Source organism: Paenibacillus canaveralius, assembly GCF_047238265.1.
Lineage (GTDB): Bacteria > Bacillota > Bacilli > Paenibacillales > NBRC-103111 > Paenibacillus_F.
In genome coordinates this window covers 689,806-704,938 of sequence record NZ_JBDFMM010000001.1, presented here as the reverse complement: position 1 = coordinate 704,938, position 15,133 = coordinate 689,806, and the positions used below count along the sequence as shown (strand labels likewise).

Annotated in this window: 17 protein-coding genes; 2 read left to right on the top strand and 15 right to left on the bottom strand. The window is 45.3% G+C overall.

The annotated features are described in order from the left end of the window. Positions 1 to 100: 100 nt before the first annotated feature. Complete coding sequence (locus ABC395_RS03220) at positions 101 to 562, top strand: hypothetical protein (protein ID WP_413000655.1); 462 nt, start codon at positions 101 to 103, stop codon at positions 560 to 562. 120 nt (positions 563 to 682) lie between these two features. Here the strand turns inward: ABC395_RS03220 and purU are convergent, their stop codons facing one another. Further along, positions 683 to 1,570 (bottom strand): formyltetrahydrofolate deformylase, encoded by an 888-nt coding sequence (gene purU, locus ABC395_RS03215; RefSeq protein WP_413000653.1) that lies wholly within the window; start codon positions 1,568 to 1,570, stop codon positions 683 to 685. 81 nt (positions 1,571 to 1,651) lie between these two features. Then, positions 1,652 to 2,779 carry a deoxyribonuclease IV gene (locus tag ABC395_RS03210; RefSeq protein ID WP_413000652.1) on the bottom strand — a complete coding sequence of 376 codons (1,128 nt, stop codon included), beginning with the start codon at positions 2,777 to 2,779 and terminating at the stop codon, positions 1,652 to 1,654. A gap of 166 nt (positions 2,780 to 2,945) precedes the next feature. Here ABC395_RS03210 and ABC395_RS03205 point away from each other — a divergent pair, with 166 nt between their 5' ends. Next, on the top strand, positions 2,946 to 3,359 hold the full coding sequence (locus ABC395_RS03205; protein ID WP_042229966.1) for a DUF2621 domain-containing protein: 414 nt from the start codon (positions 2,946 to 2,948) through the stop codon (positions 3,357 to 3,359). An 18-nt stretch (positions 3,360 to 3,377) separates the two neighbouring features. Here ABC395_RS03205 and ABC395_RS03200 read toward each other — a convergent pair whose 3' ends face one another. From ABC395_RS03200 to ABC395_RS03140, 13 genes are all read right to left on the bottom strand, one after another. After that, on the bottom strand, positions 3,378 to 3,605 hold the full coding sequence (locus ABC395_RS03200; protein ID WP_413000651.1) for a hypothetical protein: 228 nt from the start codon (positions 3,603 to 3,605) through the stop codon (positions 3,378 to 3,380). Positions 3,606 to 3,694: 89 nt separating this feature from the next. Then, a complete protein-coding gene (locus ABC395_RS03195; protein ID WP_103994317.1) occupies positions 3,695 to 3,913 on the bottom strand; it encodes a hypothetical protein in 219 nt (72 codons plus the stop codon). 692 nt (positions 3,914 to 4,605) lie between these two features. After that, positions 4,606 to 4,764: a hypothetical protein gene (locus ABC395_RS03190; RefSeq protein ID WP_413000649.1), complete on the bottom strand. Its 159-nt coding sequence runs from the start codon at positions 4,762 to 4,764 to the stop codon at positions 4,606 to 4,608. A 21-nt stretch (positions 4,765 to 4,785) separates the two neighbouring features. Continuing rightward, a complete protein-coding gene (locus tag ABC395_RS03185) occupies positions 4,786 to 5,934 on the bottom strand; it encodes a DegT/DnrJ/EryC1/StrS family aminotransferase (RefSeq protein ID WP_413000648.1) in 1,149 nt (382 codons plus the stop codon). Between the two features lie 3 nt (positions 5,935 to 5,937). After that, the gene (locus ABC395_RS03180) at positions 5,938 to 6,606 is read right to left on the bottom strand and encodes an acetyltransferase (protein WP_413000646.1); all 669 of its coding nucleotides are present in this window, start codon (positions 6,604 to 6,606) and stop codon (positions 5,938 to 5,940) included. Continuing rightward, complete coding sequence (locus ABC395_RS03175; protein WP_413000644.1) at positions 6,603 to 7,220, bottom strand: sugar transferase; 618 nt, start codon at positions 7,218 to 7,220, stop codon at positions 6,603 to 6,605. Before ABC395_RS03175 ends, ABC395_RS03180 begins: the two co-directional genes overlap by 4 nt. A gap of 30 nt (positions 7,221 to 7,250) precedes the next feature. After that, positions 7,251 to 8,588: a UDP-glucose 6-dehydrogenase TuaD gene (gene tuaD / locus ABC395_RS03170; protein ID WP_413000642.1), complete on the bottom strand. Its 1,338-nt coding sequence runs from the start codon at positions 8,586 to 8,588 to the stop codon at positions 7,251 to 7,253. An 8-nt stretch (positions 8,589 to 8,596) separates the two neighbouring features. Continuing rightward, positions 8,597 to 9,490 (bottom strand): UTP--glucose-1-phosphate uridylyltransferase GalU, encoded by an 894-nt coding sequence (gene galU / locus ABC395_RS03165; protein WP_413000640.1) that lies wholly within the window; start codon positions 9,488 to 9,490, stop codon positions 8,597 to 8,599. Between the two features lie 26 nt (positions 9,491 to 9,516). Further along, positions 9,517 to 10,452, bottom strand: coding sequence for an NAD-dependent epimerase/dehydratase family protein (locus ABC395_RS03160; RefSeq protein ID WP_413000638.1), 936 nt, complete (start codon positions 10,450 to 10,452; stop codon positions 9,517 to 9,519). Continuing rightward, positions 10,449 to 11,579, bottom strand: coding sequence for a glycosyltransferase family 4 protein (locus ABC395_RS03155; RefSeq protein ID WP_413000637.1), 1,131 nt, complete (start codon positions 11,577 to 11,579; stop codon positions 10,449 to 10,451). Before ABC395_RS03155 ends, ABC395_RS03160 begins: the two co-directional genes overlap by 4 nt. A 1-nt stretch (position 11,580) precedes the next feature. Next, on the bottom strand, positions 11,581 to 12,606 hold the full coding sequence (locus tag ABC395_RS03150) for an NAD-dependent epimerase (RefSeq protein WP_413000636.1): 1,026 nt from the start codon (positions 12,604 to 12,606) through the stop codon (positions 11,581 to 11,583). 3 nt (positions 12,607 to 12,609) lie between these two features. Further along, positions 12,610 to 13,800: a glycosyltransferase family 4 protein gene (locus ABC395_RS03145; RefSeq protein ID WP_413000635.1), complete on the bottom strand. Its 1,191-nt coding sequence runs from the start codon at positions 13,798 to 13,800 to the stop codon at positions 12,610 to 12,612. Continuing rightward, complete coding sequence (locus ABC395_RS03140; protein WP_413000633.1) at positions 13,797 to 15,110, bottom strand: hypothetical protein; 1,314 nt, start codon at positions 15,108 to 15,110, stop codon at positions 13,797 to 13,799. The genes ABC395_RS03145 and ABC395_RS03140 overlap by 4 nt, the downstream gene beginning before the upstream one ends. Between the last annotated feature and the right edge of the window lie 23 nt (positions 15,111 to 15,133).

Below are 15,133 nucleotides of genomic sequence, written 5' to 3'. Positions count from 1 at the left end.
ATAATGAAGCTTTAGTTCCATTATAAAGCTAAAATCCGAAACCGCAATGTCAGGCCCTTGGCATTAGCGTCCGTATTCGGACAAGGAGAGTGAAAAGCGGGTGGGCCGCACTTTTTTTGAAAACGGAATCATGCTTGTCCTGCGGGGCTTCGCTTTCGGGCTGGTACCCGGAATCGTTCTCGCCCTGCTTTTTAAAGCGGTGGAATACTTGGCAGGTCCCCGTGTCTATACGCTGCTGCTCAATGTCGACTTTATTCCGGGACTCGGGGGTAATCTGCCGGAATGGTTCGAGCTGACCCTGCACTTGGCCGTTTCGGTCCTCATCGGATTCCTTTACGCGTTTCTGCTCGGACGTCTTGGAAAACCGTGGCTGCCGGGGCTTCTGCTCGGTATCGCTCCCATCCCCTTATTCATACCCCTTACCCAGTTGGCCGTATCGGCGAAAACACCCGGCCTTTCGGACGTAAATGCCATGATCTGGTGGATCGCGGGGCACCTTCTTTACGGAATGATACTTGCCCTTTTAGGCAGAAAAGCCCTGCAAACCCGCCCTAAAGAATGAACCGCTTTAAAGCGGCATAGTCCCGGGGAATGCTTTTTTAATAAAATCCGAAGCGGCAGAGAGGCCCTTCGGATTCTTTTTAATGATCAGCCTTGGGCAGTATCACCCTACGCTGCGGTTCTAGCTGAATACGACCGTTTTATTCTGATGAACGAGAATACGGTCTTCCGTATGCCAGGAAACGGCCCTTGCCAGAACGATACGCTCGATATGGCGGCCGATGCGCTTCAAATCGTCGACATTGTCACGGTGGCTGACACGCTGCACGTCCTGCTCGATGATCGGACCTCCGTCCAGCTCCTCCGTCACGTAATGCGCGGTCGCCCCGATCAGCTTGACTCCCCGTCCGTGAGCCTGCGCATAAGGCTTGCCTCCGACGAAAGCCGGGAGGAAGGAATGATGAATATTAATGATCCGGTTCTGGTAATGCTTGATAAAAGAAGCCGGAATAATCTGCATGTACCGGGCCAGGATGATCAGATCCACTTTGCCCTCAAGCAGCTCCAGGTGGCGCTTCTCCACTTCCGTCTTCGTATCCGGAGTTACCGGGATATGGTGGTACGGAATGCCGAACGGCTCCACAAGGGACGCCATATCCGGGTGGTTGCTCACGACCATCGCGATGTCCGCGTCGAGATCTCCGGCGCGCCAGTGCCACAGCAGTTCGAGGAGACAGTGATCTTCCTTGGACACGAAGATCGCCAGGCGTTTTCTCTGGCTGGCCAGCGACAGGCTCCAGTCCATCGAGAATTCGGCGGCCACTTCGCCGAAATCGGCCTCAAGCTGCGGCTTGCGCTGCTCCAGATCGGTTAAGTCAAATTCGATCCGGATAAAAAACATGCCGCCTTCCGGATCCATGGTGTACTGGTCCGACTGGACGATATTCGCTCCGTATTCGGACAAAAACCGGGATACCGCGGCCACGATTCCAGGACGGTCCGGGCAGGAAATGAGCATTCTGCCGCGGTTTTGTTTGCCGGCTGCGCCGGACGTTTTTGCTGCTGCCATCTCTACTGGATTCTCCTTTGTACTTACATGATAATAATTGCCCCGGCCTGAGCCGGGGACAAAAATGCGTGAGCCGTTACCTTACAAAGACTTCAGAAATTCCTTACCGGCAAACCATGCGGTCAGACGCTGATTGATCTGCTCTTCGGACAGTTCCGGGAACAGGCGCTCTTCCGCGATCATGTCGTACAAGCGCTCCATCGGTTCGCGGCCGTCCGCTTTCTTGGCTTTCGCGTCGGTTTTGAGCAGCTCCCAGGTTTGCAGGACGAAGCCGCGGGAATCGACCTCTTTCTTCTCGAAAAAGGAAGCCAGCCGCTCCACATCCTCCGCGAAAGATTCCCCGAACCGTTCCAGGACGGTTCCGCTGAGCAGCGCGATTTCCGCTTCGTACATCGGACGCTGGGTTTTCGGGTCCTTCCCGATCCACGGAGTCTCCAGAATCATCGGCAGGCCGATCAGTTTCTCGTGATGGACGACGCGGTTCATCGCTTCGAAGCCGATCCAGCCCGCTCCGACCGGAGCATGGCGGTCTTTGGACGCGCCGCGCGGATTCTTGCTGTCGTTGAGGTGGATGACCCCGATGCGGTCCAGACCGACCACGCGGTCGAACTGGTCCAGTACGCCGTCCAGGTCGCCTACCACGTCATACCCCGCATCGTGGATATGGCAGGTGTCCAGACAGACCGTCAGACGGCCGTTGTCTTCGACCTTGTCGATAATACGGGCCAACTCCTCGAAGCTGCGTCCCATCTCGGTGCCTTTGCCCGCCATGGTTTCCAGGGCGATATGCACGCCCGTGTCCTTCACGCCGGCAAGGACTTCGTTCAGCCCTTCCGAAATGCGGGCCAAGCCGTACTCGGCATCCTTGTCCGTAAACGCGCCGGGGTGAAGCACGATATTTTTCACGCCCAGATAGTCCGTGCGGCGAATTTCATCCTGCAGAAATTGAACCGCCAGCTCGTACGTGTTTTCTTTGTAGGAACCGAGGTTGATAATGTAAGGGGCGTGAACGACGATTTCGCCGATCCCGTGCTCCTGCATGACTTCCCGGCCCTCTTCGATATATTGCGTTTCAATAGGCTTACGCCGTGTATTCTGAGGTGCACCCGTATAGATCATGAATGTGCCGGAGCCGTACGAAACAGCTTCCCGGGCCGCATTCAGCAAACCTTTGTCGGAAAATGAAACGTGTGAACCGATTTTAATCATAGGAATAGGCTCCTTGCTTTGTAAAATCTTTTCCCCCTATTTTACAGGCAATGTCGCAAGAAAGCCAGAAATAAGGTATAATTTCAAGAGAGATCCAGTGCTTAAACCTGGCCCCGTACGGGAATAACAGATTCCGAGGTGACGAGTTTTGAACAACTCCCTGTTTATGTGGTTTATTACTTTCTGGCCCCTTGTCCTCATTGGTCTGATGGCGATCGGCGGCTATTTTATGTTCCGCAAATTCCTGAAGGTGCTCCCGAAGGCCGACGGAAAGTCCAAGCTCGACTGGCAGAACTATTACGTGGAGAAATCCCGTCATATGTGGACGGACGACTCCAAAGCTTTTCTTAACAAACTTGTCGCCCCCGTACCCGGCCCGTTCCGTGACATCGCCAAACACTCCATCGCGGCCAAAATCGGGCAGATCGCCTTGGAAGAGGAAGCCGCTGAAGTTACGCGCGAGCACTGCATCAAAGGCTATATCATCGCCACTCCCAAGCGGGATTACCGGAGCCTGATGAACTTCCTCGAACGCGAGAAAATCGACTACACACCTTACAAGCACCTGATCAACTCCTGATTTTTCTACTTGTTTCTTCTATTTGAATAGGAACTGTTCAGGACTTGCTTCCAAAATCAACGTCAAAAAACCGCTCGGCCCATCGAGGACACGAGCGGTCATTTTTTTACGGCAAAGATGCAGCGGTGCACAACACACGGCGGGACCGGTCAAAGCGGCTAAAGCAGCCATAGGCCCAGCGTTAGCGAAACGATCCCCAGAAGCAAATAAAGCAAGCTGATCAGCCAGCGGAGCCAAGGCTTCCATGCTTTATCCCCCTCAACAACCATTCTTCTCATCCTACTTTCCCTGACCTGAACGTTACCGACTTGGGGAGCATGTAACCCGGTTCTGCTTTACGCCATCAACGGAAGACGAGTCTCATACTCGTTCAAACGTCCATGATGCGGCAGATCGTGACTGCTCGTGGTGTTCGAATTCGGGGCCGCACAGCTTTTGCAGCTAGCCAGCGGTATCGACACCCGGTAAAATCCGGTTTTGAAAATATGATCCGCCTGCGTCCGGGACACAATCGAACCGCAGTGAATGCAGTAGACCAAATCCAAAGCTTTCATTCTCACACACCTCTTCATTTGCTTCTTGTTGTCGCAACTTGTTACATTCTGTATTCGTAAATTATTATAAGATACGTTTTGTAACAAATCAAGAAGTTTTTGGGTGATTTGGTGCGTTTTTACGAGTTTTTTGTAGAATTTTTAGAAAAAAATAATGCATCTCCGTACCCAGAAGAGACCGCAAGTGTCCAGATAACGTCTTCTGCCATAGAAGTCCTTTGATACGTAAATTTCTGATGCCATTCGTCCCTGCCGTGAAAAGGACACAGACCGCCGGCATGATGCCCGTCCGCTTGTGCCCGTTCATCTAACGGAAGCTTCCAAGCCGTAACCGAACCGGCAAACAGAGCAAGGATTTCGACCACGGCATGGGCCGTTTAGCGTATGAAACATTCGACATAGCCGCAGGACCCCAGTCTCTTCACACTTACCACGGATCTGCCGTACTGAAACGACCCGGCGGGAGCCGCTTTTTAAACTGCTGTTCCGGGATATTGTTCACGCAGCAGCGGCTTTCAAGCTTGTTTCCAAATCCACACCAGCATCAGCGCCAGGCGGATCGCTTTATGGCGGCCGAGAGCTTTCATAAGCGCCTTCACCTGTTCCCGGACCAAACTTTACCCCGTCAACAAAATAAAGCCCTCCAATATCGCGCATCCGATATTAGAGGGCTTTTGATCGTATCTTTTTTCTTATTTATAAGTAGTAAGCAAGGACATTTCCGTCTGATTCACATGCTTAAGCATAATTTGCTTTAAATCGTCCACGTAGGGCTTGACGGTGCGCACCGGTTCACTCTGCTCTTCCACCCTATGTACAAATTGCTCCAACTCCAGCAGCAGCTGACGCATGTCCGTGTTCTGCATAGCTGTCTACCGGACAGTATGCTTTACAACAGAGAGGATACTGTCAATAACCCGGTTTTGCTCCGCTTCCTGAAGGTTAGAGCCTGACGGAATACATAAACCATTTTCAAATAATCGCTCCGATACGCTATTATTCTCTTCGTGAGCATAGTATGAGCAGCCTCTAAACAATGGTTGCATATGCAGGGGCTTCCATACCGGCCGAGCCTCGATATTTTGGACTGTCAGCTCGTTTATAATTTTGGGGGGCCCGATGCCCGTTGCGGCTTGATCAACGGTTAAGGCCGTTAACCACCTGGTCGATCGGCCAAAAGATGCTTCCGGCATAAAAGTAAAGCCTTCAACCTCACTTAAAGCTTTTTTATAACGCTCAAACACTTGTCTGCGCGCATCCACACGTTTATCCAGGACTTGAAGTTGTCCTCTCCCGACTCCGGCCAGTATGTTGCTCAATCTATAATTATAACCAAGATCGCTATGCTGATAGTGAAGAGCCTTGTCTCTTGCTTGTGTAGCCCAGAAGCGGGCTTTTTCCAAAGCCTCCAAATCATCCGATACCAGCATGCCTCCACCGGATGTGGTGATAATTTTGTTTCCATTGAAAGAAAATATTCCGAATTTGCCAAACGTCCCGCTTGATTTACCTCGATAAGTTGCCCCTAGAGACTCTGCCGCATCTTCAATTACGGGTACTTTATAGCGTTCACAAACGGACAAAATTTTATCGTAATCCGAGCTTTGGCCATACAAATTCACCACGATAACCGCTTTGGGAAGCTCACCTGATTTCAGAGCATCCACAAACGCTCTTTCCAATGCGCCTGGTGACATGTTCCAACTTTCGGGCTCGGAATCAATAAAAACGGGAACGGCTCCCTCGTATAAAATAGGATTCGCACTAGCTACAAACGTTAGCGTGGAACAGAATACTTTATCGCCCGGTTTAACTCCCACAAGCTTCAAAGCAAGATGAAGAGCGGCTGTTCCTGAACTTAAAGCAACTGCTCCTCCGGAACCGGTATACTCAGCAACTTCCTTCTCGAAAGCGTCAACGTTGGGACCGAGAGGTGCGATCCAATTCGTATCAAAGGCCTCTTGGACAAAGCTTTGCTCTCTATCCCCGATATGGGGAGGAGAAAGATAAATCCGTTTCACTTCTCAGCACCTACAATTCTTCTCATGAATTTTTATGACTTTCGCAGGCACGCCGACAGCTGTGCTCCTCGCCGGAAGTGGGGCAGTTACAACAGCTCCCGCCCCTACTATCGTTTCCTCCCCGACATTGATGCCGGGAAGTACGACTGCCCCCGATCCTATACTACTTCCTTTTCCAAGATGGACACTGCCCGATATTCTGGCTCCCGGTAAAACGGTAACCTCGCCCTCAAGGAGACTATCGTGGCCGATACTTGAACAGTAATTCACAATAACATGCCGGCCAATGACGATATCGGTAGTAATGACACAGTGCGCACAAATCATGGTTCCTTCACCTATTCGTACCCGTTCGCCTACTACAGCTGTAGGATGAATCAAAGTTGCGTACTTATAAGATGAATGAATCGCATCGATCTTGGTAATAATGTGCCGTCTAATTCGGGAATCACCTATAGCACAAATCAGATGCGCATGGGTGAGTAACGGATCGGCAAGCCGGCTGATCGTCCCTATTACATCGATTCCGTTTACTTGTTTTCCTTGAAGTTCCGCTCGGTCATCTATGAAACCAAGCAATTTCCAAGCCGGCTGGTTTTCGTTAATGTCCTTTATCAGTTGAGCGGTTTCCCTTCCGTGTCCACCCGCACCGATTATAATAATGTCTTTCATAGAGGCGCGTTTCTGCCTTTATCTTCGAGCCCCATAAAAACCGGCATCGTCACATGGCCCGTTTGATTGATCCCTTCGGATTTAAATACCTTTTTAACAGTTAAAAACAGAATTTTGATATCCAGCCAGAAAGATTGATGATCGACATACCAAACATCCAGTTCGAACTTTTCTTCCCACTTAAGGGCGTTTCGCCCGTTGACCTGAGCCCATCCGGTTATTCCCGGCTTTACAAGATGCCTTCTTGCCTGCTCCGGGGTATAGCGGGATAAATAATCCATCAGCAAGGGCCTGGGGCCTACCAGACTAAGATCTCCTTTTAGCACATTGACAAGCTGAGGAAGCTCATCCAAGCTTAATTTTCTGAGAAATTTGCCAAAGGGTGTTAACCGGATATGATCTGGGAGAAGTACACCATTTTCGTCCTTTTCATTGGTCATGGTCCTGAATTTGTATACATAAAAAGGTTTCCCGTACAATCCAGGACGTTGCTGCTTAAATAATACCGGGCTTCCCAGCTTAGTCCGGATCAGAAAAGCCAACAACAAAATAAAGGGCAGAAGCAATAAAAGACCCGTCACGGATACGAAAAGATCAAAACATCTTTTTAGCATGGTCTCACCACTCATATAAGATTGATTAGTTTATACCGATAACGCGGCTTCGATATCTGCAAAAACAACCGCTCTTCCGACGGAGTAATAGTGCAATTTGTTTTGACGCATGTCAGAAAGATCAAAGCAGTTACGACCATCAATTACGACAGGTTGACGGAGCGAATCGGACAGACGCTTTAGGTCCATACTCTTGATCTCTTTCCATTCCGTTAAAATTATGCAAGCATCTGCTCCTCGAACACACTCATATAAATCTTCCACATATCTAACTGCTGAGGGAAGATATTTAGACGCTTCATGAACAGCTATTGGATCGTAAGCTTGAACTTCGGCTCCCATACTTAACAGGATAGGAATAAGAGATAAAGAAGGTGCCTCCCTTACATCATCCGTATCCGGTTTAAAGGCAAGGCCCAATACAGCTAATTTCTTCCCTTGAAGGGTTCCCAGTGCTTGGTTTAACTTATCGATAATAACCAGGCGCTGGTTTTCATTCGTTTCAATTACAGCTTCGAGAAGTTTGAATTCATAACCGGCTTCATAAGCAATATGCTTGAGCGCATACGTGTCTTTGGGAAAACAGGAACCTCCGTATCCTATACCGGCTTGAAGAAATTTGTTGCCAATTCTGCTGTCCAATCCCATACCTAAGGCGACTTCCGTTACATCCGCGCCCACTTTCTCACAAATATTAGCTACCGCATTAATAAAAGAAATTTTAGTGGCCAGAAAAGTGTTTGCCGCATATTTAATCATTTCGGCACTTTCTAAGCTGGTTTTAAAAACGGTAGTACGAAAGGGAGCGTGAATTTCAGCTATCACTTCTGCAGCATGTTCACTCGTCGCCCCTATAACCGCCCTTTCCATATTCATGCAATCCTGAATGGCAGAGCCTTCCTTTAAGAACTCGGGGTTAGAGACAACATCAAACGTTAACCCTTTATCGGACAAATTTTCCCGGATCATGGATTCAATCAATCGTCCTGTGCCTACCGGTACAGTACTTTTGGTAACTATAATTTTATATCCATCAAGATGGCTGCCAATAGTTCGGGCTACGTCTTTCACATAGCTTAGGTCCGCTTCTCCTGTTGCCGACATCGGAGTACCTACCGCAATAAAGATAATGTTCGCCTCTTTAATAACCCCCGCTATGTCGGAAGAAAAGGAAAGCCTCCCTTCCTGGACATTCTTAATCACCAATTCTTCCAGACCCGGCTCATAAATAGGAATTTTATAGGCCCTCAGCTGTTCGATTTTCATTTCGTCGATATCACAGCAAATAACGTGATGACCCACGTCAGCAAAACAAGTTCCAGAGACTAAACCGACATAACCGGTTCCGATTACTCCAATTTTGTTCATCCTAAGTTTCATCCCCTCTGGCCGATAAGTTCCTTTTCAAAAATTTCTCTTAAGTACTGACGGACATCCGCTTTTAGATCTTCCCTTTGGAGAGCGAAATCAATAGTAGCTTTAATAAAACCAAAGCGGTCTCCCACATCGTAGCGAACACCCTCAAATTGAAACGCCAAAATATCTTGTATCTCGTTTAATTTGCAAATAGCGTCTGTCAGTTGAATTTCTCCACCCGCTCCCGCCTCTTGTGTTTCCAAAATAGTGAAAATTTCCGGACGCAAGATGTAGCGCCCCATGATTGCAAAATTCGAAGGAGCGGCTTCAATAGGGGGTTTTTCAATTAATGAACGAACATAAACTAAGTTAGGCTCTGCCGCATCCCCAGTGGAATCTACAATTCCATACTTATGTACATCCTGATCAGGGACCCACTGAACCCCCACTACGGAAGATTCGTAGCGTTCATAAACATCAATTAATTGTCTGGTACATGGCCTGCTCGATTGGACTATGTCATCACCCAAGAGAACGGCAAACGGTTCATTACCAATAAAGGTTTTGGCACAGTGGATCGCATGCCCCAAACCTTTAGGTTCTCTTTGCCGGATATAATGGATATTTGCCATATTGGAAATATTCCTGATTTGTTCCAAGTCTTTGAACTTTTCCTTTTTCTCTAAATTCTCTTCTAATTCAAAAGACTTATCAAAATGATCCTCGATTGCCCGCTTGCCTCTGCCGCTTATGATAAGAATGTCTTCAATACCGGATTCAATTGCTTCTTCTATGATGTACTGAATGGTAGGCTTATCGACAATGGGAAGCATCTCTTTAGGCTGTGCCTTTGTTGCCGGTAAAAATCTTGTTCCTAAACCAGCAGCAGGAATAATTGCTTTCTTCACCTTCATATTTTCCCCTCCGCCTCTCTATCTGTTTACAAAAGTACTTTTGTTTTATGCTTGTTTCGATAGTATTCGAAGGTTTCATGAAGCCCTGTATCAATAGTCGTTTGAGGTACCCATCCCAAATGATGCTGAGCTTTGGCATTATCTAAAAAACTGTGCACTATGTCACCGTCTCTGGCGGGAGCATATTGCGGAAGAATTCCACTTTGATTGATTTCGGCAGCTATTTTGTAAAGCTCATTAATCGAAGTCGGTGAACCGGTACTAATATTAAGTACTTCCCGGCTTCCGTTTTTAAGAGCCAGCACATTTGCTCGGGCCACATCCGTGACATATACAAAGTCACGAGTTTGCGTGCCGTCACCGAAAATTACGGGTTGATCGTCTTTCATAAGCTTATCGATAAAAATAGAGACAACGCCTCCCTCACCCTTCGAAATCTGACGAGGTCCGTAGACATTGGCATATCTTAAAATGGTATAGTCCAAATGATACAACTCCGAGTACATCTGGATATATTTTTCAGGTGTATATTTGGAAATCCCGTAAGAGGACAAAGGTTGTATCGGATGATTCTCGTCTACGGCCAAGTAATTGGGAGTCCCATAAACCGCTGCAGATGATGAATAAATAATTTTATTTGTCTTATAATTTCTGCAAAGTTCAAGTAATCGAATGGAGCCAAGAATATTTATCGAAGCGTCCTGCTGAGGATACTGGAGAGAATTCTGCACATCAATCTGAGCAGCCAAATGAAGAACAGCTTCCGGCCGCTCGGTCTGGAAAATAGAATCCATCTCTTCGGATTCAATAGTATGTTTATAGAATTTAACATGAGGGGGAATATAGTCCGAATTACCTGTACTTAAATCATCTACAATTATCACCTCATGCTCTTGTTCAAGTAGTTCATCCACTACATGAGAGCCGATAAATCCTGCACCGCCAGTAACTAGTATTTTCATATTCCCAGCTCCTTGTATACAACTTCCATATTCGAAATAATTTCCGGAAGGGCAAACTCTTTTTGTACACGCTGTCTGGCATTCGAGCCGAATAACCTTCTGTGCTCTCCATTGAAAAGTAAGGCTGTCATTTTTTGAGCCAGAATTTCGGGGTTTTTCACCGGAACCAAATATCCTGTTTCACCATGAACAACAAGGTCTCTATTTCCCCTGATTGCCGTAGCAATCACGGGAATCCCCATAGACATCATCTCCATAACCGACCTCGGCAGACCTTCTCTTAACGAGACTAAAAGACCGACATCCGTAATGCTGAGAATCTCAGAAATATCGCTGCGATAGCCCAGACACCGGATACGGTCTTCTAAATTTTTTTCTCTGACTACTTGCTTAATAACTTCAAAATTGATCCCGTTCCCGACAAACAAAACAATAAATTTGTCTATCCCGGATTGCTTTAATATTTCCACAGCATGGATGACATCCATTTGGCGTTTATTAGCATTCATTTCCGCAATGTGTGTAAAAACCACTTGGCCTACTTCAATATTTAGCTGATTTTTAAAATTTTCCTTAACAAGATTATCGTTTAAAGGGCTGTATAAGTCCGTATCTACACCAACACCTTTGATATATGCGATCTTCCGCTGGGGTACGATTTTAGCTGCAGCTACTTGATCGTCTGTATTAATTACGATCAATTTATCCGTTCGGAGTCCTGCCAACTTCTCGGCCCATTTAAACAGAAAATTTCCAAGGCGGCTTCCGTTCTCACTAAAATGAAATCCGTGTGCCGTATATAAAACTTTAGATTTTGTAAACATACTCGCTAACCTTGTGACGAAGGAAGCTATAGGTGTATGCACATGAATAAGATCATAATTTTTAATTCGCAACAGTTTTAGAACAGAAAAAAAAGCCCGCAAATTACCCGGACTCTTTAGACTTCTATGGAAAGGTATGGGGTGAACCTTAACTCCCGGGATATTATGCCGGGCCCATTCTTGGTTGACAATACCTGTAGCGATTTCCACCTCAAATCCCCGTTCCAAGAAATATTGAATATGAGGAATCAGAAAAGCTCTTACCGTTGTATCAACAGTAGTGACAAACAATATTTTTTTCATGTTAGTTCGGCCCTACTCTCTTGGTGCCGGTAACAGAGTCAGTTAATTTGTAATAGGCGAGATACCAATCAACAAAATTCTTCAGTCCGGTTTCAAGCGGGGTTGCTGGAGAAAAGCCCGTATCGGATTGCAATTCCTTTATATCGGCATAAGTTTCCTTAACGTCGCCCGGCTGCATCGGAAGCAGTTCCTTAACAGCTTTTATCCCGAGATGCTGCTCCAATATACCTACAAATTGCATTAATTCCACCGGTTGATTATTCCCGATATTATATACTTTGTAAGGGGCCGTTGAACTGCTTGCAGAGTCTTCTTCCTTATTTTTCGGTGGATAATTCAACAATCTTATAATTCCTTCGACAATGTCATCAATGTAAGTAAAGTCTCTTCTCATTTGACCGTGATTAAAAATTTGGATAGGTTTTCCCTCCAGAATTTTTTGTGTAAAGGAGAAATAAGCCATATCCGGGCGCCCCCACGGTCCGTAAACCGTAAAAAAACGAAGTCCGGTTGTGGGAAGGCCAAACAAGTGGCTGTAGGTATGCGCCATAAGTTCATTGGATTTCTTTGTAGCCGCATATAGACTGACTGGATGATCAACATTATCTTTTACCGAGAACGGAATACTTTTGTTTGCCCCGTAAACGGAACTGGATGAGGCATAAATCAAGTGATCTACCTTATGATGACGACAAGCCTCCAAAATGTTAGTAAATCCGACTATATTGGATGTGACATAGGCGGAAGGATTTTCCAAACTGTACCTTACTCCCGCTTGCGCCGCTAAATTTATGACGATTTTAGGATTGTATTTTTCGAACACGGACCTTACCTGATCAGCTTCTTCCAAATTAATTCGTTGAAAAATAAAATGCGTATCATCAAACCATTTGAGCCGATCCTGTTTGAGCTGAACATCGTAATAATCATTCAAATTATCTATGCCAACGACATTATGCCCGGTTTCAACGAGTCTTTTGGAAAGATGAGCCCCGATAAATCCGGCCGCACCAGTAACAAGTATCATGACTTACATCACCTTTTTATAAGTTTTCGAATAATCGCGGAATGCTGTCCAAAATTCTGTTCTCTTTGCATTTAAAATAAAGTTAGTATATTGACTCGCAGTTTGATTATTCTTTTCAGCTTCCTTGATTTGCCAATCTTTATCTTGGGCCAGCTGAATAATTTTTTGAGATAGGGCAACTGCATCTCCAGCTTCGAATATACATTCTCCTGAAAGAAGCTCGGGAATCCCTCCAACATTTGATCCGATTGCCGGTAGACTCCGGCTCATGGCCTCAATTAAAGCTCTCGGCAAGCCTTCCTGAAAGCTTGGCTGTATATAGATATCTAACTTATCCAACCATTCGAAAACTTTTTGTCCGCTTGGTACTGGTTTATAAAACTCAATCCTATCCGAAATTCCTAAGGATTCGCTCAATTGAATTAACGGAGAAGGGTCTCCCTCACCCAACACCTTGAACCGGAAACCCAAATCGCCTTTTATTAGGGAGAGCGATTTTAAAGCAACATCGATTCCTTTATATTTGGAAGCCATGGATCCTATTAAACCGATCTTTACCGGAACCGTGCTCTCCCTTATTCGATTTAATTTATTCGATAGACTGTCTTCCGCCATCATGGGAAGTTCAACATTGGAGCAGTCGATCTGCTTCCCCATAGTCGGGTAATGTTTCTGTAAAAACTTTTTTGTTACATATAACACATAAGGGGCTTTCTTCACCAATGCCTTTGTTTTATAAGTCATGATTGGCGCATAAATCTTTCCTTTTATGCTCCCGTAATTCCAAAGGGCGTCCCATGCATGACCCACTACTTCCGCTGCCCAAGGCAAGTTCAATTCTTCCGCCGCTTCTACAGCTAAAGCGCCTATCTCACTGGGTAGTCTTACTATCAAAGCATCGCATTGCTGCAGGGAAGATTTAATCTTATTGTAGGCTTCTTTGCGTTTGGTTATCATAGATATCGGGTCGCTTATAGATGGAATCTCATTAAAGCTTACCCCTGAACCGCTTGAAATTTTTTTATTCTTTAATTCATGTTTATTACCGACCTCTGCCATCCTGGAGATAATTTTAAGTTCAGAGAATACATTCAAATATCTGCTCCAAACAGTATAATCAAAATAATTATGATAATATTCATCGGTACCTTTAAGCTGTTCAATGGTGACATCATATGCAAAAGCTAATCTCACATTCTCACTACCTTCACCAGATTATTCTTCATTGCAATATTCTCATTTTCAGCTTTAGGTTGCCGTCTTCGGCTCAAAAGAATTAAACCGATCCATATGGCGAAAATGGGAAAAAAACTGTTTAACGGCAGAACAAGCAGGAGGCTTCCAATAAGCACAGTTAAGACTCTTATAATATTATTATGACTCTTATCCCCCGTTCTACATATCACTCCAATACCTAACGGCCCCAGCAGCATACCAAACCAACCGAAATTGGCAATCGCTTCTTCTAGCCAACTAGTAGTAACTGTCCAGCCTAAATATTGAACAGAAAACGCATTTTTAAAAAGTGCAGTAGTTACGTATACAGGATAAGGCCACGGCTTGCTTTCCCACATACTTCTGGGAACATACATGGTGAGATAAAACAATAAACTTTGGCCCCGATATTCCAGGATCTGTTTTTCATCTTTATTTAATTCAGAATATATGGCGAGTTTGGTTACACTATCTCTTCCGAAATCGATTCTTGAATTTGTATAACTTACTTGCGGGCTTTCATTTACATGACTTGCTCTTACGTTTTCCTGATAAAAGGAGGAGAATAACACCAAAATTAATGCCGATACAATGCCGAATAGCGGGATTTTCCATCCCTTTAAAAGACCTTTTTGAATAGCCGTTAATCCCAGCATTAATATAAATATGGCCACAATAGCTCTTTTACCCTGAAGCCACATAGCTAAGACCACCCAAGGCATTAATACATAAATCAAATACATCATGTTATGTTTTCGGTTCATTAAGAACAATAAAACAGACGAGATGATGCTTAAAATACTGAACAAATGAATTTTCACATGATAATCGCTTGATTCTTCGTTGAAAAGCTCAGTAACTACTGCCCCGTACTTCCAATAAACGCCTGGATCCGGCGACAAAAGAACAAGAAACAAGGGGGCAATCAACAGAAGATAAAGAACGGGTTTAAATTTCTCAAATTTAAAAAAGTCCAGTTTGGTAGATTCTAACTTATCCGTTGATTTCAGTTTGAAGAATACAAACCAAATGATTGGAACAACACTCGTATATACGGCGTAAAGAACCGAAGTCGTCTCACTTCTGCTAGCTAATTGAAGGCCGATTTTTTCCTTATACTCCGGCTTTCCATACAGCAGGTCTTGGATAAGGGGAAAGGTAAAAAACAAATAAAACGTTAAATACACATAAAGGATCGAATTTTTTTTACCTTTTGATATTTGAATAAAAACAAATATTAACCAAATCGTTTGCCATAGGATGGCCAATCCGTTCATTGTCTCTTCCATAGGATCTCCGTTTAAAATTTATT